Below are 26,755 nucleotides of genomic sequence, written 5' to 3' on the forward strand. Positions count from 1 at the left end.
TCGCCCGACCGCGCGCGCGGACCGCCCGACTGCGGGCCCCCGACCGCGGACCGCCTGACCGCGCGCCTGCCGACCGCGCGACCGCGGACCGCCCGACACGTGTACTGGCCCCGGCCCCCATCGGGGCCAGCACACGACCCCGCTCACTGCTCGCGCATGCCCCACGGGGAGCCGTACCGCTCCAGCAGATCCAGGAAGGGGCGCGCCTCGAAGGCCTCGGGCCCCAGGATGCCCGTCCCCGACCACGCCCCGGTCGCGAGGAGTTCCAGCGCGACGACCGGGTTCACGGCCGTCTGCCACACCACGGCCTGGCTGCCGTACTCCTTCATGGACCACTCGTTGTCCACGACGTGGTACAGGTACACCTCGCGCGGCCGGCCGTCCTTGCTGCCCTTGACCCAGGTGCCCGCGCAGGTCTTGCCGCGCATCCGGTCGCCGAGCGTGGCCGGGTCGGGCAGACAGGCGGCGACGACGTCGCGCGGCGAGACCCGGACCCGCGTTCCGTCGGAGCTCTTCACCGTGACCGGCTCGGTCCGGTCCAGGCCCAGCTGGTGCAGCACCCGCAGCGTGTTGATGAAGTCCGCGCCGAGCCCGTACTTGAACGTGACGCGGTCCGCGTCGACCCAGCGGGGGACCAGCAGCACCTCCTCGTGCTCGACGTTCACGCACTCGACGGGCCCGATCCCCTCGGGGAAGTCGAACACCTCGGGCTCGCTGAACGGCGGCGTGGTGAACCAGCCGCGGCCGGTCTCGAACACCACCGGCGGATTGAGACACTCCTCGATCGTCGTCCAGATGCTGAACGAGGGCGCGAAGTCGTAGCCCTCCACCGTGAGGTCGGCGCCGTCGCGGATGCCGACCTCCTCGATGGAGTCGAAGAGTTCGTCGGCGGCGTGACGGGCGAAGACATCGGAGAGGCCCGGCTCCACGCCCATGCCCACGAGGGCCAGCCGGCCCGACTGCGACCAGCGGTCGGCCAGGGCGAACTGCTCGTCGCCGAGCTTGACCCCGCACTCCTCGTACGGCCGCTCCGGGTGCGGTCGTGACAAGGACATGGCCATGTCGACGTAGTGCGCGCCGGCGGCGAGCGAAGCGCGGAACAACGGCATGACGAAGCGGGGATCCGTCGCGTTGAGCAGGACGTCGCAGCGCTCGCGTTCCAGCAGCTCCGTGACCGACGCCTCGTCCGAGGCGTCGATACGGGCCGCGGCGAACCGGGACGACGCCGGATCGCCGGAACCGGAACCGGAGCCGGACCCTGAGCCGGAGGCCCCGAGGGCGGCCACGGCGGCTCCGGCCCGTGCCTCGTCGTAGTCGGCGACGACCATCCGTTCGAAGAAATCACGGCGAGCGGCGATCCGGGTGATGGCTGTCCCCACTCCACCCGCGCCGACCAGCAAGATGCGCATGACCAGGTCCTTCCCTCTTCCCCGGGGACTGTCCCGGGGCCCCGATGAAACTCACCGCCGACTGGTAGCGTCAATGGCGTTGGCATAAGAGGAGGGGCAGGCCAGTGCCGAAGAAGGTGGTTGCGGATTCCGAGCGGCGACGCCGCCGTCCGACCCGGACGGGCGTGGTCCTTTCGGAGCAGCTGATCGTCGAGACGGCGCTGCGGATGCTGCGCGAGCACGGCGGGGAGGGACTGACCGCGCGCCGGCTCGGGACGGCGCTCGGGGCCGACCCGAGCACGCTCTACCGCTACTTCCGCGGTATGGACGAGCTGATCCTCGCCGTCGGTGACGAGCTGATCGGCAGGGCGCTGCGGGGCTGGTCGGCGACGGACGACTGGCGCACGGACCTGCGGGAGCTGGGCCTGCGCATCCACGCCGCCTATCTGGCGCATCCGCAGGCGGCGGTGCTGACGGCGAGCCGCGTCTCCGGGCGAGCCCATGAGATCGCCTCGGACGAGACCATCCTCGGTGTGCTGCACCGGGCGGGCTTCCCGGTCCCCGCCGCCGTGCGGATCTACCACTGCTTCATCGACCAGACCCTGGCCTTCGCCGCGCTGGACGCCGCCGCCCTGGCCCTGCCCGAGGAGGCCCGGCTGGCCGACGAGGCCGTCTGGCAGGCGACTTACGCCCGCCTGCCGGCCGACACGCACCCGCACATCGCGCCCGCGGCGCCCTATCTGGTCGCGGAGATGAACACCAGCGCCTACCCGGCGGCACTCGACATGCTCATCGCCAGCGCAGCGTCGCAACTCACGGAGCGATGACGCGACTCACCCGCGGAGGCCTGCGGCGGCGCGCACCACCGCCGGTCCGGGGTACGCGCACCACCGCCGGTCCGCGGTGCGCGCATCAGCGTCGGTCCGCGGTGCGCGCAACACCGCCGGTCCGCGGTGCACATCACCGCCGGCTTGCGCTGCGGCCCGCGGCCGTCAGGAACGCGAAGCCGAGCACGGCGAGCACGATGTGCGCGTACAGCTCCTTGCCGTCCAGGAAGCCGACCGGTTCGATGAGCCAGCGGGTGAAGCCCATGAGCGCGAACCAGCCGCCGGTCAGCTCCCGCAGCACCCCGCAGACGCCGACGATGATCAGCGCAGCACCGATGAACTCGAGAATCTTCCGCATGCCACGATCGTCGCCCGCCCGCGCCACGTGGTGCGTCCGCCGTCGGTATCCGCTGTCGTCGCCGACAGTCTGAAGTCGCGCGACTTTGGTCTCTTCCTTCCGTGAGGGAGTCCGCGGCCGCTCTCCACCTGCGTAGATTTGTCGATATGACGCGTACGGAATACCCCTGGCTGCTGCCCTCGGCGATCGCCGACCCGCTCAACCAGGAGCTCCCGGGCGACCGTGGCAGGGAGCGGCCGCGGCGGACCGTGCGCGACTGGATCGTGGACACCGTCGCGTTCCTGTTCGCCGCCGGCATCGGCCTGCTCGCCGCGGAGGCGAGCCGCGAGGCCGACAACGCGGGAGCCGTCGTCATCGCCGACCAGCTCATCGGCGCGCTGGCCTGCTGCGCGGTCTGGCTGCGACGACGCTGGCCCGTCGGGCTCGCCGCCACCCTGATCGCGGTCTCGCTGGTGGTGCCCGTCGCGGGCGGGGCGATGCTCGTGAGCCTGTTCAGCCTCGCCGTGCACCGGCCCTTCCGGCCGGTCGCCGTCCTCGGCGCGCTCGCCCTGGCCGCGAGCGTCGCGACGCCCTTCGTCCGGCCCGATCCCACGACCTCCGTCACCGCCAACATCATCGCGGGCGTCCTGCTGGTCCTGACGGCCATCGGCTGGGCCATGCTCGTACGCTCCCGCCGGCAGCTCGTCGTCGCCCTGCGAGAACGCGCCCACCGGGCCGAGGCCGAGGCCGGCCTGCGCGCCGAGCAGGCCCAGCGCCTCGCCCGCGAGGCCATCGCCCGCGAGATGCACGACGTACTCGCCCACCGGCTCACCCTCCTCAGCGTCCACGCCGGTGCACTGGAGTTCCGGCCCGGCGCGCCCCCGGCCGAGATCGCCCGTGCCGCCGGCGTGATCCGCGACAGCGCCCACGAGGCGCTTCAGGACCTCCGCGAGATCATCGGTGTCCTGCGCGCCCCGGGCGACGGGGACGAGAACGACCGTCCGCAGCCGACCCTCGCCACCCTCGACGCGCTCGTCGCCGAGTCCCGCCTTGCCGGTATGCGGGTCACCTTCGACAACGCGATCGCCGCGCCAGCCGCGGTCCCCGCCGCCACCGGCCGCACCGTCTACCGCATCACCCAGGAAGGCCTCACCAACGCCCGCAAGCACGCCCCCGGGGCCGAGGTCACCGTCAGTGTCCACGGCGGCCCCGGCCAGGGGCTCACCGTCGCGGTCCGCAACCCCGCTCCCGACGGCCCCGTCACCGAAGTCCCCGGCTCCGGCCAGGGGCTCATCGGACTGACCGAACGCGCCACCCTCGCCGGCGGCAGCCTGGAGCACGGAAAGACGGACGACGGCGGGTTCGCCGTACGATCGTGGCTACCGTGGCCCTCATGACCATCCGGCTGCTCATCGTCGACGACGACCCCCTCGTGCGCGCAGGACTCACCTTCATGCTCGGCGGGGCGGAGGACATCGAGATCGTGGGGGAGGGCGCCGACGGCGACGAAGCCACCGACCTCACCGAACGGCTGCGGCCCGATGTCGTCCTCATGGACATCCGGATGCCGCGCGTGGACGGGCTCACCGCCACCGAACGGCTCCGGGCCCGCCCCGACGCACCCGAGGTCGTCGTCCTCACCACCTTCCACGCCGACGAGCAGGTGCTGCGCGCGCTGCGGGCCGGCGCCGCGGGCTTCGTCCTCAAGGACACGCCGCCCACCGAGATCGTCGCCGCGGTACGGCGGGTGGCGACCGGCGAACCGGTGCTCTCGCCCGCCGTCACCCGCCAGCTCATGACGCATGTCGCGGGCTCCGCCCCCGACGACCGGCCCGGCCGCGCCCGTGCCCGGCTCGGCACCCTCGCCGAACGGGAACGCGAGGTCGCCGTCGCGGTCGGCCGTGGCCACTCCAACGCCGAGATCGCCGCGAGCCTCTACATGAGCGTGCCGACCGTGAAGACCCATGTGTCCCGCATCCTCGCCAAACTCGGCCTCAACAACCGGGTCCAGATCGCGCTGCTGGTCCATGACGCGGGGATGCTGGACGAGGGGGCGGCCTCGTAGACTCGCGCGATGGCCGTCATCGATCTGGGGGAGTACGGGCCGGAGTTCACCGCCGACCCGTATCCGTACTACGCCGAACTGCGCGAGGCGGGGCCCGTCCACGAGGTGATCATCCCCTCCGGCGACCGGGTGTGGCTGATCGTCGGCCACGAGGAGGCGAGGGAGGCGCTCACCGACCAGCGGTTGTCCAAGTCACCCGGCGTACTGGGCCTGAAGATGCTGGACGAGCAGATCATCGGACCGTATCTGCTGGTCCTCGACCCGCCGGACCACACCCGGCTGCGCAAGCTCGTCGCCCGGGAGTTCACCGTGCGCCGCGTCGAGGAACTGCGCCCGCGCGTCCAGCGGATCACGGACGAACTGATCGACACCATGCTCCCGGCCGGGCGGGCCGACCTCGTCGACGCACTCGCCTTCCCCCTGCCCATCACCGTGATCTGCGAACTCCTCGGAGTACCGGCCGCCGACCGCGACCGCTTCCGCGCCTGGTCCACCGAGATCGTCGCGCCCACCGGTGCGCAGAGCGAACGCACCGCCGTCGAGGAACTCGCGGAGTACCTCGACGAACTCATCGAGGACAAACGCTGCACCCGCCCCGCCGGTGACCTGCTCTCCGACCTGCTGCGGACACGGGCCGAGGACGGCGACCGGCTCTCCGCGGCAGAACTGCGCGCCATGGCCTATCTGCTGCTCATCGCCGGGCACGAGACCACCGTCAACCTGATCTCCAACGGGGTACGGGCTCTGCTCCGGCACCCGGACCAACTGGCCGCGCTGCGAGCCGACTTCGGGCTGATGGACGGGGCGGTCGAGGAGATGCTGCGGTACGAAGGGCCGGTCGAGACCGCCACCATGCGGTTCACCCGCGAACCGGTTCGCTACGGGGACACGGTCGTCCCCGCGGGGGAGCCCGTCCTCGTCGGGCTCGCGGCCGCCGACCGCGACCCGGCCCGCTTCCCCGGACCCGACCGCTTCGACATCCGCCGCACGGCGAGCGGCGCGAGGAGCCAGGGGCATCTGGCCTTCGGGCACGGCATCCACTACTGCCTGGGCGCACCTCTCGCGCGGCTGGAAGCCCGGATCGCGATCCGTACGCTCCTGGAACGCTGCCCCGGCCTCGCCGCCGACCCCTCGCAGGGCCCGCTCGACTGGCTCCCGGGCATGCTGATGCGCGGCGTGCGCCGACTGACCGTCAGCTGGTGAAAGCCGGCCGGTGACATGTCACCTGTGACAAGCGGCAGATGACATGTCATCGGTGGCGGTCGCCGTGCGACAGCCGCCGTACGACAGGCCGCCGGTGATGTGTGACAGCCTCAGAGGCCCGGGATCTCCTCGAGCCGCACGGGCCGCCGCTCCCGCCGGGACAGCTCACAGGCTTCCGCGACGCGCAGCGCCTGCAGCGCCTCGCGGCCGTCGCACGGGTTGTCCAGTTCACCGCTCGCGACCTGGATGAAGGCGTCCAGTTCGGCCTCGTAGGCGGGGGCGAACCGCTCCAGGAAGCCCGGCCACGGCTTGTCGGCGGGCGGCGGGCCCTGCGGTTCGGTGGACGTGATCGGCGTACGGTCGTCGAGGCCGACGGCCACGGTGTCCGACTCTCCGCACAGTTCCATACGGACGTCGTAGCCGGCGCCGTTGCAGCGCGTCGCCGTCGCGGAAGCCAGCGTTCCGTCGTCCAGCGTCAGCACCGCCGCCGCCGTGTCGACGTCGCCCGCCTCCCGGAACATCGCCGGCCCTGCGTCGGAACCGGTGGCGTACACCTCGACGATCTCCCGGCCCGTGATCCAGCGCAGGATGTCGAAGTCATGGACCAGGCAGTCGCGGTAGAGCCCGCCCGACAGCGGCAGATACGCGGCGGGCGGCGGCGCCGGGTCGGAGGTGATGGCCCGCACCGTGTGCAGCCGACCGAGCCGCCCCGAACGCACCAGCTCACGGGCCGTGCCGTACCCGGCGTCGAAGCGCCGCATGAAGCCCAGCTGCAGCACGGTGCCCGCCTCGTCCACCTCGCGCAGCGCGCCCAGCGTCCCCGGCAGGTCCAGCGCGATCGGCTTCTCGCAGAAGGCGGGCAGCCCGGCGCGCGCGGCCCGGCCGATCAGATCGGCGTGTGCGGCGGTCGCGGAGGCGATCACGACGGCGTCGACGCCCCAGGTGAAGACCTCGTCGACGGAAGGCGCCGCGGTGGCGTCGATGCGGTCGGCGACCTCGCGCGCCCTCCGGGCGTCGGTGTCCGCGACCACCAGGGCTCCCACCTCGCGGTGACGACTGAGGACGCCCGCGTGGAAGGCGCCGATACGTCCGGTTCCGATGAGTCCGATGCGCATGGCCCAAAGGTGGAGTCCGCCGCGGGGCCGTGTCAAGCATTTGTCCTGACAATCGAACGACACAACTTCCGGTCAACAGACCCTGCGACTACTCTCGCAGCGTGCCCAAGCAGCCCAGAGACACCACGCACGCCACGGTGCCGCTTCAGCTCAGCGTGGACCGCACCAGCCCGGTCCCGCTGTACTTCCAGCTGTCCCAGCAGCTGGAGGCGGCCATCGAGCACGGCACGCTCACGCCCGGCAGCCTCCTCGGCAACGAGATCGAGCTGGCGGGCAGGCTCGGGCTGTCCCGCCCCACCGTCCGCCAGGCCATCCAGTCGCTCGTCGACAAGGGCCTGCTGGTGCGTCGCCGAGGTGTCGGCACCCAGGTCGTGCACAGCCAGGTCAAGCGCCCGCTGGAGCTGAGCAGCCTCTACGACGACCTGGAGGCGGCGGGCCAGCGCCCCGCGACCCTGGTTCTGCGCAACACCGTCGAACCCGCGACCGCCGAGGTCGCCGCCGCCCTCGGGGTGGCCGAGGGCAGCGACGTCCACCTCGTAGAGCGGCTGCGGTCCGCACACGGCGAGCCGATGGCCCATCTGTGCAACCATCTGCCCGCCGGACTGCTGCCACTGGACACCGGGCAGCTGGAGTCCACCGGGCTCTACCGGATGATGCGTGCCGCGGGAATCACCTTGCACAGCGCCCGGCAGTCGGTCGGTGCCCGAGCCGCCACCGGTGACGAGGCCGCACTGCTCGGCGAGGAGACCGGCGCGCCGCTGCTCACGATGCAGCGCACCACGTTCGACGACACCGGACGGGCGGTCGAGTTCGGCTCGCACATCTACCGCGCCTCGCGGTACGCCTTCGAGTTCCAGCTGCTCGTACGTCCGTGAGCGGAGCCTTCCGGATCCTGGCGCACCGAACCGGAAGACACCCGCGACTCGCACCCGCGACTCGCACCGCCGCTCGATGTCCGCGTAAGAATGTTCGGACAAAGTATTGACGGGCTCGCGCCACCGACGTAAAAACTCACCCAGCCGCAATCGGGCGGCCGGGAGAGAAGGCGGACCCCACCATGCGCACACCCCGCACGGCAGCAGTCCTGCTCGCCGCACTCGCACTCGCCGTGGCCGGATGCAGCGGCTCCGGCGGAAAGGGCGCCGAGGAGAAGCCCGACGGCGGCAAGGGCGGCGGCAAGCCCGCCACGACCGAGCGGCTGAAGATCGCCATGGTGACCCACTCCGGAGAGGGCGACACCTTCTGGGACATCGTCCAGCGCGGCGCCAAGGACGCGGCGGCGAAGGACAACGTGGAGTTCCTGTACGCCGCGAACAAGGAGGGCAAGGAACAGGCCCAGCTGGTCCAGACGTACATCGACCAGGACGTGGACGGCATCGTCGTCACCCTCGCCAAACCGGAGGCGGTCAAGGACGTCGTCAAGAAGGCCGTCGCGGCGGGCATACCCGTCGTCACCATCAACTCCGGCGGGCAGTTCTCGCAGGAGGTCGGCGCGCTCAGCCACATCGGCCAGGACGAGTCCGTCGCCGGTGAGGCGGTCGGCGAGGAGCTCAACGCGCGGGGCAGGAAGAAGGCGGTCTGCGTCATCCACGAGCAGGGCAACGTCTCGCTGGAGGACCGCTGCGCGGGAGTGAAGAAGACCTTCAAGGGCACCGTGGAGAACCTCAACGTCGACGGCACCAACATGCCCGCCACCACCTCCTCCATCGAGGCGAAGCTGCAGAGCGGCAAGGACATCGACGCCGTCGTCACCCTCGGCGCGCCGTTCGCCGCCGCCTCCGTCCAGGCCAGGAAGACCGCGGGGAGCAGCGCGGAGATCGACACCTTCGACCTCAACGCCGAGGTCGTCAAGCGGCTCAAGGCCAAGGAGGTCGGCTTCGCCGTCGACCAGCAGCCCTACCTCCAGGGCTATCTCGCCATCGACGAACTGTGGCTCAACAAGACCAACGGCAACGTCATCGGCGGCGGCAAGCCGGTGCTCACGGGACCGGCCCTGGTGACGGAGAAGGACGTCCCCGCGCTGGAGAAGCTCACGGCCGACGGCACCCGGTGAGGTACACCGTGACCTGTGCCATGTCACACCCGCCCGCCACCCCCGCGAGGGTGCTCAGGGATACTTACCCCGGAGTACACCAGGCACAGCAAGAGGGGCACGGCGTCGTGGCAAAGGTTCGGACAGGGGTGCGTGCGATCGGCGCGGTGCTGGCGGCGGTGCTCGGAGCATCCCTCGCGGGATGCAGCGCCACCGGCGGCAAGCGCGCGGAGGACGCGCGGAAGGCAGCCGAGGCCCAGGGCCGCGCCGCGGTCAGCACGCCCCGCTGGACCTTCGCCATGGTGACCCACTCCGGGGACGGCGACACCTTCTGGGACATCGTCCAGAAGGGCGCGAAGCAGGCCGCGGTCAAGGACAACATCAAGTTCCTGTACGCCCACAGCGACGAGGCCCAGCAGCAGGCCCAGCTGGTCCAGACGTACATCGACCAGGACGTCGACGGGCTGATCGTCACGCTCGCCAAGCCGGACGCGATGAAGGACGTCGTCGCCAAGGCCACCCGCGCCGGCATCCCGGTGATCACCGTGAACTCCGGCTCCGCCGAGTCCAAGGCGTTCGGCGCGCTCAGCCACATCGGCCAGGACGAGACCGTCGCCGGTGAGGCCGTCGGCGACGAGCTCGACAAGCGGGGGAAGAAGAAGGCCCTCTGCGTCCTGCACGAGCAGGGCAACGTGGGCCACGAGCAGCGCTGCGCCGGCACGAAGAAGACCTTCGCGGGGAACCTGCAGAACCTCTACGTCGACGGCACCAACATGCCCGACGTCCAGGCGTCGATCGAGGCCAAACTCCAGACCGACCCGTCCATCGACGCCGTCGTCACCCTGGGCGCCCCCTTCGCGGACGCCGCGGTCCAGGCCAAGCAGACCGCGGGGAGCAAGGCCGAGATCGACACCTTCGACCTCAACGCCAAGGTCGCCGCCGCACTCGGGGCGGGAAAGCTCGGCTTCGCCGTCGACCAGCAGCCCTACCTCCAGGGCTACGAGGCCGTGGACCTGCTGTGGCTCCACCGCTACAACGCCGACGTGCTCGGCGGCGGACGGCCCGTGCTCACCGGACCGCAGATCATCACCGAACAGGACGCCGCCGAACTGCAGGACTACACGGAGCGGGGAACCCGATGACCGCGACCGCACCACCCGCGCACGACAAGGCGGGCCCCATCGACGAGCGGCTGCTGCGCACCTCACCGCTGAAGAAGCTGCTCGGCCGTCCCGAACTGGGTTCGGTCGTCGGCGCGGCCGCCGTCTTCGTCTTCTTCTCCCTCGTGGCCGACAGCTTCCTGCGCACCTCCAGCCTCAGCACCGTGCTGTACGCGGCGTCGACCATCGGCATCATGGCCGTTCCCGTCGCCCTGCTGATGATCGGCGGCGAGTTCGACCTCTCGGCCGGAGTGCTGGTGACCAGCTCCGCGCTGGTCTCCTCGATGTTCAGCTACCAGATGACGGCGAACGTCTGGGTCGGCGCCCTCGTCTCGCTGCTGGTCACACTCGCCATCGGCGCCTTCAACGGCATCATGCTGGTCCGGACGAAGCTACCGAGCTTCATCATCACGCTCGGCACGTTCCTGATGCTGACCGGCATGAACCTCGGCTTCACCAAGCTGATCAGCGGCACCGTGTCGACGAAGACCATCGCCGACATGGAGGGCTTCTCCTCGGCCAAGAAGGTGTTCGCCACCTTCACCGTCGGCGGCGTCGACATCAAGACGACCATCCTGTGGTGGATCGCCCTGGTCGCCGTCGCCACCTGGATCCTGCTGCGCACCCGCTTCGGCAACTGGATCTTCGCGGCCGGCGGCGCCGACGGCGCGGCGCGCGCCGTCGGCGTGCCGGTGGCCAGGACCAAGATCGTCCTGTACATGGGCGTGGCGTTCTGCGCCTGGATCTCCGGCCAGCATCTGTTGTTCTCGTTCGACGTCGTCCAGTCGGGCGAAGGCGTCGGCAACGAGCTGATCTACATCATCGCGGCCGTCATCGGCGGCTGTCTGATCACCGGTGGCTACGGCTCGGCGATCGGCTCCGCGGTCGGTGCCTTCATCTTCGGCATGACCAGCAAGGGCATCGTGTACGCGGAGTGGAACCCGGACTGGTTCAAGTTCTTCCTCGGAGCGATGCTCCTCCTGGCCACCCTGCTGAACGCATGGGTCCGCAAGCGCGCGGAGGCGACACGGTGACAACACCCCCCAAGGACACGGTGACCACACCCCACAAGACGGCCACGGCCCTCGTGGAGCTCGACGACGTCAGCAAGTACTACGGCAACATCCGCGCGCTCGAAGGGGTGTCGCTCGAAGTCCACGCGGGAGGCATCACCTGCGTCCTCGGCGACAACGGCGCCGGGAAGTCCACCCTCATCAAGATCATCGCGGGGCTGCACCAGCACGATACGGGCACCCTCTCGATCGAGGGCGAGGAGACGGTGCTGGCCTCGCCCCGCGAGGCCCTCGACCGGGGCATCGCCACCGTCTACCAGGACCTCGCCGTCGTCCCGCTCATGCCCGTCTGGCGGAACTTCTTCCTCGGCTCCGAGCCGACGAAGGGCAGAGGCCCCTTCAAACGCCTCGACGTCAGGATGATGCGCGAGACCACCCGCGCCGAACTGCTGCGCATGGGCATCGACCTGCGCGACGTCGATCAGCCCATCGGCACCCTGTCCGGCGGCGAGCGGCAGTGCGTGGCCATCGCCCGAGCCGTCTACTTCGGTGCCCGGGTGCTGGTCCTGGACGAGCCGACGGCGGCGCTCGGCGTCAAGCAGTCAGGCGTCGTACTGAAGTACGTGGCGGCCGCACGCGACGCCGGACTCGGCGTCGTACTGATCACGCACAACCCGCACCACGCCTATCTCGTCGGAGACCGGTTCGTGCTGCTCAAGCGCGGCGCCATGGCCGGCAGCCACCGCAAGTCGGAGATCACCCTGGACGAGCTCACCCGCCAGATGGCCGGCGGCAGCGAGCTCGAGGACCTCCGCCATGAGCTGGAGCGCGCCCCCGTCCCGCGTCACGTCGGAGGACACGACCTGGGCCACGGCTGACACCGGTACGGACCGACGTGTGCACGGACCAGGCGCGTACCGACCGACGTGCGCACGGCGGTCCGGGCACGGTCAGCGGACCGAGCCGAGGCGGCGGGCGACCCAGGGTTCGTGGGCCAGTACGGCCCCCGCCGTGACACCGATCGCGATCGCGGCGCAGAGCACGATCAGCCAGGACAGCATGGTGAAGACCGAGCCGAAGGAGCCGTACTCGGCGAGGTTCCGGTTGATGGCGGCGGGCATGTAGTACCGGCTTCCGATCGACAGCACCGTGACGGCGAAGCCGGTCAGCACCGCGCCGGGCAGCAGCGGGCGCCAGCCGATGAGACCGCCGAGCAGCAGATGCTGGCTCCACCACCACAGCAGCGTCTGGGACAGCAGCGTGACCGGAACGGCCACCCACAGCCCGACACCGAAACCGTCGCGCACGGGCCCCTGCACGATCAGGACGCCGAGCCACACCGCGATCCAGACCAGCCAGCGCCAGGCGGCGATTCTCGTGCCCGACCGCGGGATCTGCCAGGCCCGCTTGCAAAGCCGCTGCATCGCCCGGCTGCAGGCGGTGGCGGACAGCAGCACGATCACGGCGCCGGCCAGACCGGTGGCCTCCCGCAGATTGCTGTCCTTGGACTTGTAGATCTGTTCCAGCTGCGCCCGGGAGTCGCCTGACAGCCCGAACACCGCGGTCACGGAGCTGACCAGCTGGTCGCGCACCGCCTGCGGGGCGAAGGAGGCGACGACGAACAGCAGTGGGACGGCGGTGAGGAAACACTGCGCGGCCAGCCGGGTCGCGGAGTCCAGGATGTTCACCGAGATCATTCGGGCCGTCAGATGCGTGACGACGGGGAAGCGGGTCTCCGTGCGCGCGACCAGCGCCCGCAGGGACTCCCCCTTCGCCTCGAACTGAGCCGTCCACCACGACGGGCGAAGGAAGGAAGCGCGGCGCCCCGTGGTCATGGCGTTGCTCCTTCCCTGCGTCCCAGGGTGCGGGACCGGGTGCCCGGCGGCATCTCGGACCAGGTGCCACATCACACGTCACACCAGGCGTTGCACCAGGCGTCGCAGCGGCCGTCACAGGCGTCCCGCAGCGGGGCCGCTGTGCTCTGTTTGCGTGAGTCCGTCACCCGGGGTGACGATGGACGGTGAGCGGGCCGGGCACCGGCACGCGGTGCGGGCAGCCGGTGCGCCGGCCCGGCCACGGGGCGGTCGGGGCCGACCCCCGCAGACCGCAGACGGGAGCGTCATGGTCCTGGACTTGCTGCTCATCGCCGTGGCCATCACCCTCGACCCGTTGCCCATCATGGCGTTCGTGCTGGTGCTCTCGTCGCACAAGGGCGTCTGGCGGGGTCTGGCCTTCATCCTCGCCTGGCTGGCCTGCCTCGTAGCGGTGATCGCCGCGGTCCTGCTGTTCACCGGCGGTACCCCGCCGCCGCCCAGGTCACCGCCCTCCACAGCCGCTCTCGCGGCCAAGCTCGCCATCGGCATCGGCCTGGTCGCGTACGGCGAGTACCGGCGCCGGCGCCGTGGCGCGCCACGCAGGCCTCCCTCCGGCCGCGCCAAGCACGCGGCCGGGGCGCACTCCCGGAAGGGGAAGGAGAAGGGGACGGACCGGATGACCTCCTGGTCCGCGGCCGGGCTCGCCGTCTTCCTCCAGCCGTGGGGCATGGTCGCAGCGGCCGCCACCGTCGTCGTGAAGGCGGACCTGTCCCATCTCAGCTCGTACCTGGCCCTGTTCGGGTTCTGCATCCTTGCGACCGCCTCGCTGCTCGCGGCCGAGCTGTACACGGTGTTCGCGCCCGAGGCCGCGGGAGCCCGCCTGCATCGGCTGCGCTCCTGGATGGAGGCGCACGAGGAACCGGCCATCATCGTCGGCTGTCTGCTGATGGGCCTGTGGCTGACCGGCAACAGCATCTACGAGCTGACGAGTTGACCGCCGAGGCCCCGCACCGGGCCCCGTCGGCCCGGCCCGCGGAGCCGTTGTGCCGAAGGTGCGAAGCACCCCGGCGAGTGCTGCAATGGCTTCGAGTGCCGCAATGTCACACGGGACGCCGCGTGCCCGAGGCCGCGCCGAGCCGTCGGCAGGCGAGCCGCCCCGGAACGCTGATGCGCTCGCAAGGAGTGGTCATGAGCGATGACATCGAAGAAATGGGACCCGTCGACTACCTGGTCGTGGAGTTCCCCGGGAATCGCATGACGGGCGACGGCTTTCCGCTGCTCGTCGATCTGGTCGACCGCCGGATCATCCGCATTCTCGACCTGCTGTTCGTCCGCAAGGACACTGACGGTTCCGTCATGCTCCTGGAGCTGTCCGAGGTGGACAGCGACGGGACCCTCGACCTGACCGTCTTCGAAGGCGCGTCCTCGGGCCTGCTGGGCCAGGACGACATCGACGAGGCAGGCGCGGCCATCGAACCGGGCAGCTCCGCCGCTGTCCTGGTGTACGAGAACACATGGGCCGCTCCGCTCGCCCGGGCCATGCGCGCGAGCGGCGCCCAGTTGGTGGCGGGGGGCCGGATTCCCGTACAGGCCCTGCTCGCGTCCCTGGACGAGGTCGAGGGCACGGGCGGCCAGGGGACGTCCGCGGCCTGAGCGGGCCCGCGCGCAGTCCGCACCCTTCACACGCACTGGGAGACGAACATGCCACGCCTCATCCGCCGCGTCGCCCGCACCGCCGTCATCGCAGGAACCGCCACCGCGGTGTCCAACCGCGTGTCGCGGCGGCAGTCGGGCCGGTGGGCCGAGCAGGAACAGCAGCAACAAGCACAGGCCCAGGGCCAGCCCCAGGGGCAGGTGCAGCAGAGCACGGCCGCCGCCCCGTCGTCGGAGGCCGTGCCGCCTCCGATGCCGCCCGACGACGACATGGGCAGAAAGATCGACAAGTTGAAGGAACTCGGCGAGCTGAAGGCCCAGGGGATCCTCACCGAGCAGGAGTTCGCGGTCGAGAAGCAGAAGATTCTCGGCTGAGGGCCGCAACCGATGACGCATAGGGAGCCCGGTCCGGAGCGGGAGGCGGCCGGGGCCGGTGACACCCGTCCCGAGCCGGACGCTCTGCGCGGCCTCCTGCTCAGTGCCTCCTACCGGAGGGTGCTGCTGTTCTCCGCCCTGATCGGCATCCCGGTCTCGCTGGTCGCGTTCTGGTTCCTCGTCGCGTTGCACCAGCTGGAGCACCTGATGTGGGACGACGTGCCGAAGGCGTTCGGCAGCCCGGTCCCGCCCTGGTGGTGGCCGTTGGTGCTGTTGCCGGTCGCGGGTCTGATCGTCGGCCTGGTCGTCGCCCGGCTGCCCGGCGGGGGCGGTCATGTGCCCGCGTACGGGCTGCAGGCCGGCGGCGCCACCGCCGCCGCCCTGCCCGGAGTGGTCATCGCGGCGGCGGCGAGCCTGCCGCTCGGCGCGACCCTCGGGCCGGAGGCACCGCTGATCGCGCTCGGCGGTGGTCTCGCACTGCTGTTCCGTAACCTCGCGCGGGGCAATGTCACACCGCAGAACACCGCGCTCCTGGGCGCGGCCGGTGCCGCGGCGGCCATCTCCGTGGTCCTCGGCAACCCCGTGATCGCCGCCGTACTGCTGATGGAGATCATCGGGGTGGGCGGTCCGCGGCTGGTCGCGGTCATGCTCCCCGCGCTGCTCTCCAGCGGTGTCGGCTCCCTGGTGTTCACCGGCTTCGGCCGGTGGACCGGGTTGCAGACGGGCAGCCTGCGCCTGCACCTGTCCGGGCCGTTCCCGCACCTCGACGCCGGGGACGTGGGCTGGACGCTGCTCATCGGCGTCGTCGTCGGCGTGCTGGTGCACGCGATCCAGTTCGTGGGACGACTGGCGGCCGTGCGCGTACGGTCCCGTCCCGTCCCGTTCAGCGTCCTGTTCGCCTTCGGCGCCGGCATCTGCGCGGCCCTGTACACCGGGATCACCGGCCGCTCGCCCGCCGACGTCGCCTCGTCCGGCCAGAGCACGATGGTGCAGATGGCCGCGGACCCCGCCTCATGGGGCGTCGGAGCGCTCGTCGCCGTCCTCGCGTTCAAGGGCCTCGCCTACGCCCTGTGCCTGGGCAGCCTGCGAGGCGGCCCCATCTTCCCTGCGCTGTTCCTCGGCGCGGCGACGGGCGTCCTGCTGGCACCTCTGCCGGGTTTCGGCGTCATCCCGGGTCTGGCGGCCGGTATGGCCGCTTCGGCCGCCGCCGCGCTGCGGCTGCCCGTCAGCAGTGTGGTGCTCGTGGCCCTGCTGCTCGGCAGCATCGCCATGACCCCCGTGGTGATCCTCGCGGCGGTGGTCGCGATCATCACCACCGAACTGCTGCCGGGCGCCCACGGGGCGCCGTCCGCACCCGCCACCAAGGCCCCCGCCCAGGCCGGGGCGCGGGCACCGTCGTGACCGCCGCGATGAGCGCCGAGGCGTTCCGGACCCTCTACGACAAGGTCCGGGAACGGACTCGCCACGGCCCGGACGACCGGCGCGGCACGCTGAACCACCTCACGCCCACCCGGGTGGTGGCGGCCACCCGCGAGGTCATGACCGGTCGTACGGTCTCCCTCGCCGCGCCCGTGGCGACCCTGCCCGGCCCGGACAACCCGGACCCGGCCCGGCATCGGATGACGGCGCCCGGCCCGGGCGACGACCACTCGGACGGGCTGGGCTTCGCCCTCGACCGCTTCGCCATGAACGTCCACGGGGACGTGGACAGCCATCTCGACGCCCTGTGCCATGTCATGTACGACGGTGCGCTGTACAACGGCGTACCGGCGGACAGCGTGACCCCGCAGGGCGCCACCGAGCTCACCGTCGACGTCGTCCGCGACGGCGTCGTGGGCCGCGGGGTGCTCCTCGACATCCCCCGGCTCAGGGGAGTGCGCTGGCTGGAGCCGGGGGACCACGTCACGGCCGGCGACCTGGCCGCGGCCGAGGCCGCGCAGGGCGTGCGCACGGGCCCGGGCGACATCCTGCTCGTACGCGTGGGCCACCGGCGCAGACGCCGGGAGTCCGGGCCCTGGAACGCCGCGGAGGCGCGCGCCGGACTGCATCCGGAAGCCGTCGAGTTCCTCGCCGACCGGCAGGTCGCGCTGCTCGGCAGCGACGGCAACAACGACACCGCACCGAGCGCCGTGGAAGGAGTCGACTTCCCCGTCCACGTCCTGGCTGTCCAGGCCATGGGGATGCACCTGATGGACTATCTGCAGTTCGAGGAGCTGGCACCGGCCTGCGAGCAGGAGGGCCGCTGGAGTTTCCTGTGCGTGGTCGCACCGCTGCGGCTGCCGAAGGCCACCGGCTCCCCGGTCAACCCGATCGCCGTCCTGTGACCCGCCGTCCGATGACCCGCCGTCCTGTGACCCGCCGTCCGATGACCCGCCGTCCTGTGACCCGCCGTCCGGTGGCTCCCCGCCCCTGGGCTCTCCGTCCTGTGACCCGCCGCCCCGTGACCCCCGTGACCGATCCCCTGGTACGTCCGATCCCCAGGCAAGAACCGTGAGGACGGTGGCCGCCATGAACGAATCCCCGCACTACGACGTGATCATCATCGGCACCGGCGCGGGCGGTGGCACCCTCGCCCATCGCCTCGCCCCGTCCGGCCATCGCGTACTCGTCCTCGAGCGCGGCGGCTATCTCCCGCGGGAACGTGACAACTGGGACTCCACCGCCGTGTTCGTCAAGGGCAAGTACCGCGCCCCCGAGTTCTGGTTCGACAAGCACGGCAACACGTTCCCGCCGGAGGTCAACTACTACGTCGGCGGCAACACCAAGTTCTACGGAGCCGCGCTCTTCCGGCTGCGCCCCCAGGACTTCGGAGAGATCCGCCACCACGGAGGCATGTCCCCTGCCTGGCCACTCCGTTACGAAGACCTGGAGCCGTACTACACCCAGGCCGAGCACCTCTACATGGTCCACGGCAGACACGGCGAGGACCCCTGGGAAGGGCCGGCGAGCGAGGAGTACGCGTTTCCGCCCGTCGCGCACGAGCCGCGCATCCAGCAGTTGAGCGACGACCTCGAAAAGCGCGGGCTGCACCCCTTCCACCTGCCCATCGGGGTCAATCTCCAGCAGGACAACAACGGCCGGGCCACCCACTCCAGTGCCTGTATCCGCTGCAACCGGGTCGACGGCTTTCCCTGCCTGGTGCGCGGCAAGTCCGACGCGCAGGTGATCTGCGTCGAACCCGCCCTGGAGCACGACAACGTCGACATGATCACCAACGCCCATGTGGTGAGGCTGGAGACCGACGCCGGCGGACGCAGCGTCAGCACCGTCGTCGCCGAGCTCGAGGACGGCACCCCGGCCCGCTTCACCGGCCATGTCGTGGTCGTCGCCTGCGGCGCCGTCAACTCCGCCGTCCTGCTGCTGGCATCGGCCAACGACCGCCACCCGGGCGGACTCGCCAACCGCTCCGACGTCGTCGGACGCCACTACATGCGGCACAACAACATGGCGCTGATGGCGGTGTCGAAGGAACCCAACGACACGCAGTTCCAGAAGACCCTCGCCCTGCACGACTGGTACCTGGGCGCCGACGACTGGGACTTCCCGCTCGGCGGCATCCAGATGCTCGGCAAGTCGGACGCCGAGCAGATCCACGGTGAAGCCCCGCGCTGGGCCGGGGCCGTGACCCCGAACATGCCCTTCGAGGTGCTGGCCCACCACGCCGTCGACTTCTGGCTGTGCGGTGAGGACCTCCCCGATCCGGAGAACCGCGTCACCCTGGACCGGGACGGCGGCATCCATCTCGCCCTCGACGAGAACAACAACATCGCCGGGCTGGACCGGCTGCGACACAAACTGCAGGGCATGCTGGGCCATCTGGGGATGCACGAGCAGCATCTGCTGTCGCACAGCATCTATCTGCACAAGGGCATGCCCATCGGCGCGACCGCCCACCAGGCGGGCACTGTGCGCTTCGGCCACGACCCGACGAGCTCGGCGCTGGACGTCAACTGCAAGGCACACGACCTCGACAACCTCTACGTCGTCGACACGAGCTTCTTCCCGAGCATCGGCGCGGTGAACCCGTCGCTGACCGCCATGGCCAATGCCCTGCGCGTCGGTGACCACATCATCGAGCGCCTGCGCGGCTGAGGAGCGGAGAGCCGAGAACCGAGGGCTGAGAACGAACACCTGAGAACGCAGCTGAGAACGAGGAGCCGAGGAGCCGAGCAGCGGCCCAGGAACTGCGCGGCCCAGGGACCGCGCGCCCCGGGCGCCGGGCGGCGCCGGGGGCCGGCCCGCTGAGCCGACCGGGCGAACATCGACCACCCAACGGCCCACACGGCCGTGCGCTGTGCGCCTGCCGGCGGGCGCCGGTGGTTGCGTGGCGCGCGGGTTCCGATCAGCGCCGCCGCGGCTCCCGGCCGCGGACACGTACCCAGGAGGCATCGTGAGTTCCCAGGCCGGAGCGGCATCGTCCGAGGTTCCGCAGCTGCTGAAGGGCCAGAAGGCGCTGGTGACCGGTGCCAACTCGGGCATCGGGAAGGCGACCGCGATCGGCCTGGGCCGGGCGGGCGCCGACGTGGTCGTCAACTACGTGGCGGGCAGCGAGTCCGCCGACGAGGTCGTCAAGGAGATCACCGGCTTCGGTGTGCGCGCCTACGCCCACGAGGCCGACGTGTCCCAGGAGAACCAGGTTGCGGCCATGGTCGACCGGATGGTCCAGGAGTTCGGGACGATCGACATCATGGTCGCCAACGCCGGCCTCCAGCGGGACGCGCCCGTCACCGAGATGACGCTCGCCCAGTGGCAGAAGGTCATCGACGTCAACCTCACCGGCCAGTTCCTCTGCGCCAGGGAGGCCGCCAAGGAGTTCATGCGGCGCGGTGTCGTGCCCGAGGTGTCCCGCTCCGCCGGCAAGATCATCTGCATGAGTTCGGTGCACCAGCTCATCCCCTGGGCCGGCCATGTGAACTACGCCTCCTCCAAGGGCGGTGTGCACATGATGATGCAGACCCTCGCCCAGGAACTGGCGCCCCGGAAGATCCGGGTGAACGCGATCGGGCCCGGCGCCATCAAGACCCCGATCAACACCAGCGCATGGTCCACCCCCCAGGCCGAGAAGGACCTGCTGACGCTCATCCCCTACGGCCGTGTCGGCGACCCCGAGGACATCGCCCGCGCCGCCGTCGCGCTCGCCTCGGACCTCATGGACTACGTGGTCGGCGTCACGCTCTACGTCGACGGCGGGATGACCCTGTTCCCCGGATTCGCGACCGGCGGCTGAACGCGTGTCCCGTCCGTAGGGCCCCCGACCACCGAAGGCACCCATGCACAGTTCGGTCCAGCTGCCGGCCCAGGCGCTGTTGCTGGCGGACGCACCCGCCCAGCTGCTCCCGGCCAGGGAGCTCATGGCGTTCACCCTCGCCTCGCACATCATCCTGGTGCCGATGGGGGTGGCGCTGCCGCTGATCACCCTGATCATGCACTACCGCGGACTGCGCGGGAACGACGCCGTCGCCCTGCTCCTCGCCCGGCGCTGGTCGGCGGTCATGGCGGTCCAGTTCGCCGTCGGCGTCGTGACGGGCACGGTCCTCTCCTTCGAGTTCGGGCTCCTCTGGCCGGGTCTCATGGGCCGGTGGGGCGATGTCTTCGGCATCGGATTCGGCGTCGAGGCCTGGGCGTTCTTCCTCGAAGCCATCCTCATCGCCATCTACCTCTACGGCTGGCGCCGGCTGAAACCACGCACCCACTTCCTGCTCGGCCTTCCGCTGCCCGCGACCGCGCTGCTCGGCGCGTTCGGCATCATCGCGGCCAACTCGTGGATGAACACGCCCCAGGGCTTCACCCTCGACTCCGCCGGCAACCCGGTCGACGTCGACATCTGGAAGGCGATCTTCACCCCGATGTTCGGGCCGCAGTACTGGCACTTCGTGGTGGCGATGTTCGTCACCGCCGGGTACGTCGTCGCGGGTGTGTACGCCGTGGGGTGGCTGCGCGGCCGCAGGGACCGCTACCACCGGCTCGGCTTCACCGTCCCGTTCACGGTCGCCGCCGTGTTCACCCCGGTGCAGTTCGTGCTCGGCGACTCCATCGCCCGCTCGGTGTTCCACAAACAGCCCGTGAAGTTCGCCGCGATGGAGATCGTCTGGAAGACCGACACCCACGTACCGGAGTACATCTTCGGCCGTCTCCACCCCGACGGAACCGTCTCCGGGGGCATCAAGATCCCCCAACTGGACTCGATGCTGGCCGGGTTCAAGCCGAGTACGAAGGTGACCGGGCTCACCTCGGTCCCGGCGGCCGACCGGCCGAACGCCACCCAGGCCACCATCGCCCACTGGGCGTTCGACATCATGGTCGTCATCGGCTCGCTGCTGGTGCTGCTCGTCCTCTGGTACGCCTGGATCCGCTTCCGGCGGCGCAAGGAGCCCGAGCCCAACAGGCTGCCCCAGTCACGGTGGTTCTGGCGCAGCGCCGCCTGCGCCGGCGTCGCCTCGGTCGTCGCCGTCGAATGCGGCTGGATCACGACCGAGGTGGGCCGCCAGCCCTGGATCGTGTACGGGAACATGCGGGTCGCCGAGGCGGTGACCGCGACCCGGTCGACCACCCTGTGGATCATGTTCGGACTGGTCATCGTCGTCTACGTGTTCATCTTCGGCTCCTTCCTCGCCCTGCTGCTGAAGATGCGGACCCGCTGGCGGCTCGAGGACGCGGCCGGGGGTGTCGGGCACCTCGCCGGTGAACCGGAGACCGACCTCCCCTACGGCCCCCGCCACGGGCCGCAGGACGCCGCCCCGCCGGAATCCGCCACGCGCAAGGGCGGTCCCTCATGACGCTCGCCGGACTGATCGCCCTGGTGCTGCTGATCGCGGTGGCCGCCTACGCCTGCGCCGGCGGCACGGACTACGGCGCCGGATTCTGGGACCTGTTCGCCGGCGGCGCGGAGCGCGGGAAGCGCCCGCGGTGGCTGATCGACCATGCGATGGCTCCCGTGTGGGAGGTCAACAACGTCTGGCTGATCTTCATCCTGGTGATCATGTGGACCGGGTTCCCTGTGCTGTTCCAGACGCTGTTCGCCGCGATGTGGCTGCCGCTGGCGCTCGCCGCCGTCGGCATGGTGCTGCGCGGTGCCGGTTTCGCGCTGCGCAAGCCGATGCGGCGGGTGGCCGGACGGCGGCTGTACGGGGCGGTGTTCGCCATCGCCTCGCTCCTCACCCCGTTCTTCCTCGGCGCGGCCGTCGGCGGGATCGCCTCCGGCCGGGCCGCGCCCGGAACCCTGCCGTCCGCCGAGGTCTGGGCCAACCCGACGTCCGTCTTCTTCGGGCTGCTCACCATCACCGCCACGGCCTTCCTGGGGGCGGTCTTCCTCTCCCGGGACGCGGAGCGCTTCGACGCGCCCGATCTCGTCGGCTACTTCCGGCGCCGGGCGCTGGGCAGTCTGGCCGTCGTGGTCCTGCTCGGTCTCGCCGCCTTCCTCGTCGTCCGCGGCGACGCCCCGCATCTCTGGCACGGCCTCACCCACGGCCTGGGGCTGGTCCTCGTCGTCGTGGCCGTGGTCTGCGCCCTCGCCACGGCATGGCTGCTGCTGCGGTCCCGGGGTGCCTGGACCCGTACCACCGCCACCGGTACGGTCGCCGCGGCCGTACTGGCCTGGGGCTTCGCCCAGCGGCCGTACCTCATCCCGCCCAGCCTGACCGTGCGGGAAGCGGCGGGTGATCCCACGACGCTGACCTGGCTGGCCTTCGTCACGCTCGTCGCGCTGATCCTGGTCGGTCCCGCCCTCGTCCTGCTGTACTGGCTGGACACCCACGGGGAGCTGGAGTCCCTCACCGACGCCGATCTGCGGCGGGGCGCCCCAGGGAACCCGGCCGAGGGCGAGTGACCAGGCGGACGGGACGAGCGTGCTGAGCCCCGACCAGTTTCTCCTCGGCATCGGGCTGACCGTCGTCCTCGCCGTCGGCTCCCAGATCCTGGCCAACCGGCTGCGTCTGCCCGCGCTGATCCTGCTGCTCCCGGCCGGCTTCACCGCGGGCGCCCTCACCGATGTCGTCCATCCGGACAAGCTGGCGCCGGCGAACTTCGTGTCCATCGTCTCGCTGTGCGTGGCCGTGATCCTCTACGACGCCGGCCTCGGCCTCGAACTGCGCCATCTGCGGGCGGCCACCCGCTCGGTGGTGATGAGGCTCCTGGTCCTCGGCGTGGTGCTCACCTCCGCGGCCGTCATGCTGCTCGGCCCCGTGCTGTTCGGTGTCCCGCTCGCCGTGGCCGTGATGCTGGGCGTGATCCTCGTCGTCTCGGGACCGACGGTGGTGGGGCCGCTGCTGGAGCACGTACGGCCCTCGGAGCGGTTGCGGCGCATCCTGATCTGGGAAGGGAGCCTGATCGATCCGGTCGGGGCCATCCTCGGGGCGCTCGTCTTCCACTCGCTCCTGGCCGGTGACTTCCAGATCAGCCGGGGGTTCCGGTTCGGTGAGTTCCTCCTCAGCGCGCTCGTCGGGCTGGCGGGCGGCGTGGTGGGGGCGGCCCTGCTGTGGTTCTGCCTCCGTACGCTCCGGCTCGGTGAGACGCTCGGGACCCTCGCCCAACTGGCCACCGTCATCACGGTGTCGGCGGCGTGCGACATCGTGCGCGAGGACACGGGGCTGATCGCCGCGATCGTCACCGGGCTCGCCGTGGCGAATCTCCCCGGGCTCGACATGCCCGCCCGGCGCCCGTTCTTCGAGACCCTCGTCCAGCTCATCATCGGCCTGCTGTTCGTGTCGATCTCGGCCGGGGTCGCCCCGTCGTCCGTCCGTCCCGTACTCCTGCCGGCCCTCGTCCTGATCGCCGTGCTCGTCCTGGTGGTGCGGCCGCTCGTCGCCTGGCTGTCGACGCACCGGACCGGACTGCCGCGCGGGGAGCGGGCGTTCCTCGGCTGGATGGCGCCGCGCGGCATCGTCGCCGCGTCCACGGCTTCCGCGTTCTCCGGCACCCTGGCCGCGCAGGGGCTGGCCGGGGCCGCCACGATCCTGCCCGTCACGTTCCTGGTCATCGTGGGCACGGTCGCCGTGTACGGGCTGACCGCCGCGCCGGTCGCGCGCCGGCTGGGAGTCACCCGCCCGGTGGGCGCCCGGCCGCTCCTGGTGGGCGGCGAGCCCTGGGCCGTCGCTCTGGGGCGGTGTCTGAGGTCGGCGGGTCTGGACGTCCTGATGTGGGCAGGGCCCGAGGAGCAGCGGGAGCGCATCGGACGGGCCGGGATCGAGTCGGCCCCGGGTGAGCTCCTGGCCACGGCGATGGATCCGCAGGCCCGGCTCGAAGGGATCACCTCCGTCCTGCTGCTGACCGACGACGACGACTTCAACGCACTGGTCTCGGTCGTCGTACGGGACAGCGTCGACGGCCCGGTCCACCGGATCGGTCCTCCGGCGGACAGCTCCGGCGCCGTCGCCACCAGCACCGGGCGGGACGTCCTCTTCGGCCGGGACCTGGCCCGGCATGCTCTCGCGGCCCGGTACGAGCAGGGCGCGCGGTTCGTGCTGAGCGGGCCGGGGGAGGCCCTGCCCGCCGGGCACGACGTCCTGTTCGTGGTACGGGCGGACGGCCGGCTCGACCCGGTGACCGAGGCCCGCACCGTCCGGCCGGAAGCCGGCGACTCGGTCGTCCTGCTCACCCCGGCTCCCGGCGGTCCCGGGGGTCCCGGGAAGGCCACCGCGGACCCCACGGACGGGCCCTGACCCGTGCCACGGCCGCGGCGGTGCGGGCGTGGCGGGGCTGCGGCCACGGCGGGTGCGGCCGCGGCAGGAACGGTGGACGCCGACGGCTCAGAAGCCTGACTCGGGAGCCCGTGCCCGGTGCGAAGTGGCGCTGCTGCGCGCCAGGTTGAGCTCGGCGTCCAGTGTGAGCGCCGTGTCGATGAACGCGAGATGTGTGAATGCCTGCGGGAAGTTGCCGAGCTGACGTCCCGTCAGGTCGATCTCCTCGGAGTACAGGCCCAGATGGTTGGCGTACGTGAGCATCTTCTCCAGGACGAGCCGCGCGTCGCTCAGCCTGCCCGCCCGGGCGAGGGCGTCGACGTAGATGAACGTGCACAGGGAGAAGGTGCCTTCGGAGCCGCTCAGGCCGTCGGGCGAGGCCTCGGGGTTGTAGCGGTAGACCAGGCTGTCGTTGACCAGCTCCCGGTCCATGGCGGCCAGGGTGGAGGTCCACATGGGGTCGTCCGGGGTGATGAAGCCGACGGTGCCCATCCGCAGCAGCGACGAGTCGAGGACCTGGCTGCCGTAGTGCTGCACGAACGCCTTGCGCTCGGGGTCCCAGCCGCGGGCCAGGACCTGCTCGTAGATCTTGTCGCGTTCGATGTTCCAGCGGGCCATCGAGGCCGGGCGGCCGCTCGCGGCGGCCAGCCGCAGGGCCCGGTCGAAGGCCACCCAGGACATGACCCGTCCGTAGGTGAAGTGCTGGCGTCCGCCCCGGGTCTCCCACAGGCCCTCCTCGGCCTGGTCCCAGTGGTCGCTGAGCCAGTCGAGCAGGGTGCGCAGGGACGTCCAGCCGCGGTGGTCGAGCTGGATGCCGCGCTGGTGGGCGAAGAAGATGCTGTCCAGCGCCTCGCCGTAGATGTCGAGCTGAAGCTGGTCGGCGGCTCCGTTGCCGATGCGCACGGGGCGGGACCCGGCGTAGCCCTCCCAGTGGTCGAGGGTCTCCTCGACCAGGTCGGAGGAGCCGTCGACCCGGTACATGATGTTGAGCGGCCCGGAGTCGCCGTCGCAGCCCGCCTTCTCGTGGACCCGGTCGCGCAGCCAGCCGATGAACGCCACCGCTTCCTCGGTGAAGCCGAGTCCCAGCAGGGCGTAGATGGAGAAGGAGGCGTCACGGATCCAGGTGAACCGGTAGTCCCAGTTCCGCTCGCCGCCCAGCTGCTCGGGCAGTCCGGCGGTCGGTGCCGCCACCAGCGCGCCGCTCGGCGCGTACGTCATCAGTTTCAGGGTCACCGCCGAGCGCTCGACGGCCTCCCGCCAGCGGCCGGAATAGCGCGACTGGCTCAGCCAGTTGCGCCAGAACTGCACCGTGTCGTCGAAGAGCTGCATGTACTCGGCGTGGTGGATGTGGCGCGGCGGTCCGTCGGCGAAGGTCTCCATCACCACGCCCCGCTCCTGGCCGGCTTCCAGGGTCAGGGTGAAGTGCATGTCGTTGTCGCCCAGGTCCTGGGGAACGAGCCGTGCGTCCCCGGGCTCGCGCACCGCGTGAACGGTCAGCTCCAGATCGTCCGTGACGAACACGGCGCCCCGCTCGGTGTAGTTCAGTTTGTGCGGCGTGCGGCCGTAGTTGAAGCGCGGAGCGATGTCGACCTGGAAGGTGAGGGTGCCCCGCACGCACCGCAGCAGACGGACCAGGCGGTGGTGCCTGGTCGCGGTGGACCCCGTGACCGGCATGAAGTCGACGACCTCGCCGGCGCCCGCCTCGGTCATGAAGCGGGTGACGAGGACCGCGGTGTCCGGCATGTACAACTGCTTCGTCGCGTACGTCTTGTCCACCGGCGCGACCTTGAAGTGGCCGCCCTTCTCGCTGTCCAGCAGGGACCCGAAGATGCTCGGGGAGTCGAAGCGTGGTGAGCAGTACCAGTCGATGGTTCCGTGGGTGGTGACCAGTGCCGCGGTCTGCAGGTCGCCGATCAGTCCGTGGTCCTCGATGAGGGGGTAGTCGCCCATCCCGAGCCCCTTTCGCCCTGGGTCCGCGGGCAGATGCCGCTCCATTAGCTTAGACACTCATCGCAATTCGGGCTTTTCAGGAAAATTCGTGGGGTGTGGGGAACGGCACTACCGTGGTCACGAGGACGAACCCGAGAACGCACACCAGG

The 26,755-nt window shown here is 70.9% G+C and carries 24 protein-coding genes; 19 read left to right on the forward strand and 5 right to left on the reverse strand.

The features are described 5' to 3' along the window. Positions 1–143: 143 nt before the first annotated feature. Complete coding sequence (locus ACIQMR_RS27000) at positions 144–1,409, reverse strand: saccharopine dehydrogenase C-terminal domain-containing protein (RefSeq protein ID WP_401392334.1); 1,266 nt, start codon at positions 1,407–1,409, stop codon at positions 144–146. Positions 1,410–1,513: 104 nt separating this feature from the next. On the opposite strand from ACIQMR_RS27000, the gene ACIQMR_RS27005 reads away from it, so the two are divergent. Then, positions 1,514–2,215: a TetR/AcrR family transcriptional regulator gene (locus ACIQMR_RS27005; RefSeq protein ID WP_401392337.1), complete on the forward strand. Its 702-nt coding sequence runs from the start codon at positions 1,514–1,516 to the stop codon at positions 2,213–2,215. 133 nt (positions 2,216–2,348) lie between these two features. On the opposite strand, the gene ACIQMR_RS27010 is transcribed toward ACIQMR_RS27005, so the two are convergent. Beyond that, the gene (locus tag ACIQMR_RS27010) at positions 2,349–2,573 is read right to left on the reverse strand and encodes a hypothetical protein (RefSeq protein WP_401392341.1); all 225 of its coding nucleotides are present in this window, start codon (positions 2,571–2,573) and stop codon (positions 2,349–2,351) included. 146 nt (positions 2,574–2,719) lie between these two features. Between ACIQMR_RS27010 and ACIQMR_RS27015 the strand changes: the two genes are divergently transcribed. The 3 genes from ACIQMR_RS27015 to ACIQMR_RS27025 are packed head-to-tail and all read left to right on the forward strand — an operon-like array spanning position 2,720 to position 5,820. Beyond that, positions 2,720–3,949 carry a sensor histidine kinase gene (locus ACIQMR_RS27015; RefSeq protein WP_401392344.1) on the forward strand — a complete coding sequence of 410 codons (1,230 nt, stop codon included), beginning with the start codon at positions 2,720–2,722 and terminating at the stop codon, positions 3,947–3,949. After that, the gene (locus tag ACIQMR_RS27020) at positions 3,946–4,617 is read left to right on the forward strand and encodes a response regulator (RefSeq protein WP_401392347.1); all 672 of its coding nucleotides are present in this window, start codon (positions 3,946–3,948) and stop codon (positions 4,615–4,617) included. Before ACIQMR_RS27015 ends, ACIQMR_RS27020 begins: the two co-directional genes overlap by 4 nt. Before the next feature lie 9 nt (positions 4,618–4,626). Next, positions 4,627–5,820, forward strand: a complete 1,194-nt coding sequence (locus ACIQMR_RS27025; protein ID WP_401392350.1) for a cytochrome P450 — start codon at positions 4,627–4,629, stop codon at positions 5,818–5,820. 110 nt (positions 5,821–5,930) lie between these two features. Here ACIQMR_RS27025 and ACIQMR_RS27030 read toward each other — a convergent pair whose 3' ends face one another. Continuing rightward, positions 5,931–6,935 (reverse strand): Gfo/Idh/MocA family oxidoreductase, encoded by a 1,005-nt coding sequence (locus tag ACIQMR_RS27030; RefSeq protein ID WP_401392353.1) that lies wholly within the window; start codon positions 6,933–6,935, stop codon positions 5,931–5,933. A 137-nt stretch (positions 6,936–7,072) separates the two neighbouring features. On the opposite strand from ACIQMR_RS27030, the gene ACIQMR_RS27035 reads away from it, so the two are divergent. The 5 genes from ACIQMR_RS27035 (at position 7,073) to ACIQMR_RS27055 (ending at position 12,018) form a co-directional block, all read left to right on the forward strand. Next, entirely contained in the window at positions 7,073–7,810 is a 738-nt protein-coding gene (locus tag ACIQMR_RS27035; protein ID WP_401392780.1) for a GntR family transcriptional regulator, read from the forward strand. 182 nt (positions 7,811–7,992) lie between these two features. Beyond that, the gene (locus ACIQMR_RS27040; RefSeq protein ID WP_401392356.1) at positions 7,993–8,988 is read left to right on the forward strand and encodes a sugar ABC transporter substrate-binding protein; all 996 of its coding nucleotides are present in this window, start codon (positions 7,993–7,995) and stop codon (positions 8,986–8,988) included. 137 nt (positions 8,989–9,125) lie between these two features. Then, positions 9,126–10,109, forward strand: a complete 984-nt coding sequence (locus ACIQMR_RS27045; RefSeq protein ID WP_401392783.1) for a sugar ABC transporter substrate-binding protein — start codon at positions 9,126–9,128, stop codon at positions 10,107–10,109. Beyond that, entirely contained in the window at positions 10,106–11,161 is a 1,056-nt protein-coding gene (locus ACIQMR_RS27050) for an ABC transporter permease (protein WP_401392359.1), read from the forward strand. Before ACIQMR_RS27045 ends, ACIQMR_RS27050 begins: the two co-directional genes overlap by 4 nt. Further along, a complete protein-coding gene (locus ACIQMR_RS27055; protein ID WP_401392362.1) occupies positions 11,128–12,018 on the forward strand; it encodes an ATP-binding cassette domain-containing protein in 891 nt (296 codons plus the stop codon). Before ACIQMR_RS27050 ends, ACIQMR_RS27055 begins: the two co-directional genes overlap by 34 nt. Before the next feature lie 72 nt (positions 12,019–12,090). On the opposite strand, the gene ACIQMR_RS27060 is transcribed toward ACIQMR_RS27055, so the two are convergent. Beyond that, positions 12,091–12,975, reverse strand: a complete 885-nt coding sequence (locus tag ACIQMR_RS27060) for a YhjD/YihY/BrkB family envelope integrity protein (RefSeq protein WP_401392365.1) — start codon at positions 12,973–12,975, stop codon at positions 12,091–12,093. Between the two features lie 286 nt (positions 12,976–13,261). Here ACIQMR_RS27060 and ACIQMR_RS27065 point away from each other — a divergent pair, with 286 nt between their 5' ends. The 10 genes from ACIQMR_RS27065 to ACIQMR_RS27110 all read left to right on the forward strand — a co-directional run bounded on the left by ACIQMR_RS27065 (position 13,262) and on the right by ACIQMR_RS27110 (position 24,638). Continuing rightward, a complete protein-coding gene (locus tag ACIQMR_RS27065) occupies positions 13,262–13,948 on the forward strand; it encodes a GAP family protein (RefSeq protein WP_401392368.1) in 687 nt (228 codons plus the stop codon). Positions 13,949–14,142: 194 nt separating this feature from the next. Further along, a complete protein-coding gene (locus ACIQMR_RS27070) occupies positions 14,143–14,607 on the forward strand; it encodes a DUF6325 family protein (RefSeq protein ID WP_401392371.1) in 465 nt (154 codons plus the stop codon). 48 nt (positions 14,608–14,655) lie between these two features. Then, a complete protein-coding gene (locus ACIQMR_RS27075) occupies positions 14,656–14,982 on the forward strand; it encodes an SHOCT domain-containing protein (RefSeq protein ID WP_401392374.1) in 327 nt (108 codons plus the stop codon). A 12-nt stretch (positions 14,983–14,994) separates the two neighbouring features. Further along, positions 14,995–16,383, forward strand: coding sequence for a chloride channel protein (locus ACIQMR_RS27080; RefSeq protein ID WP_401392377.1), 1,389 nt, complete (start codon positions 14,995–14,997; stop codon positions 16,381–16,383). Between the two features lie 8 nt (positions 16,384–16,391). Further along, on the forward strand, positions 16,392–17,306 hold the full coding sequence (locus ACIQMR_RS27085) for a cyclase family protein (RefSeq protein WP_401392786.1): 915 nt from the start codon (positions 16,392–16,394) through the stop codon (positions 17,304–17,306). Positions 17,307–17,490: 184 nt separating this feature from the next. Beyond that, on the forward strand, positions 17,491–19,074 hold the full coding sequence (locus ACIQMR_RS27090) for a GMC oxidoreductase (RefSeq protein ID WP_401392380.1): 1,584 nt from the start codon (positions 17,491–17,493) through the stop codon (positions 19,072–19,074). A 298-nt stretch (positions 19,075–19,372) separates the two neighbouring features. After that, entirely contained in the window at positions 19,373–20,209 is an 837-nt protein-coding gene (locus ACIQMR_RS27095; protein ID WP_401392383.1) for an SDR family oxidoreductase, read from the forward strand. 43 nt (positions 20,210–20,252) lie between these two features. Then, the gene (locus ACIQMR_RS27100; RefSeq protein WP_401392386.1) at positions 20,253–21,758 is read left to right on the forward strand and encodes a cytochrome ubiquinol oxidase subunit I; all 1,506 of its coding nucleotides are present in this window, start codon (positions 20,253–20,255) and stop codon (positions 21,756–21,758) included. Then, a complete protein-coding gene (locus ACIQMR_RS27105) occupies positions 21,755–22,807 on the forward strand; it encodes a cytochrome d ubiquinol oxidase subunit II (protein WP_401392388.1) in 1,053 nt (350 codons plus the stop codon). Before ACIQMR_RS27100 ends, ACIQMR_RS27105 begins: the two co-directional genes overlap by 4 nt. 22 nt (positions 22,808–22,829) lie before the next feature. Further along, positions 22,830–24,638 (forward strand): cation:proton antiporter, encoded by a 1,809-nt coding sequence (locus ACIQMR_RS27110; protein WP_401392789.1) that lies wholly within the window; start codon positions 22,830–22,832, stop codon positions 24,636–24,638. Positions 24,639–24,725: 87 nt separating this feature from the next. Here the strand turns inward: ACIQMR_RS27110 and ACIQMR_RS27115 are convergent, their stop codons facing one another. Further along, on the reverse strand, positions 24,726–26,606 hold the full coding sequence (locus ACIQMR_RS27115) for a glycoside hydrolase family 15 protein (protein ID WP_401392391.1): 1,881 nt from the start codon (positions 26,604–26,606) through the stop codon (positions 24,726–24,728). Positions 26,607–26,755 lie beyond the last annotated feature (149 nt).

The sequence above is a fragment of the Streptomyces sp. NPDC091376 genome, assembly GCF_044757085.1.
Taxonomy (GTDB): Bacteria; Actinomycetota; Actinomycetes; order Streptomycetales; family Streptomycetaceae; genus Streptomyces; species Streptomyces pratisoli.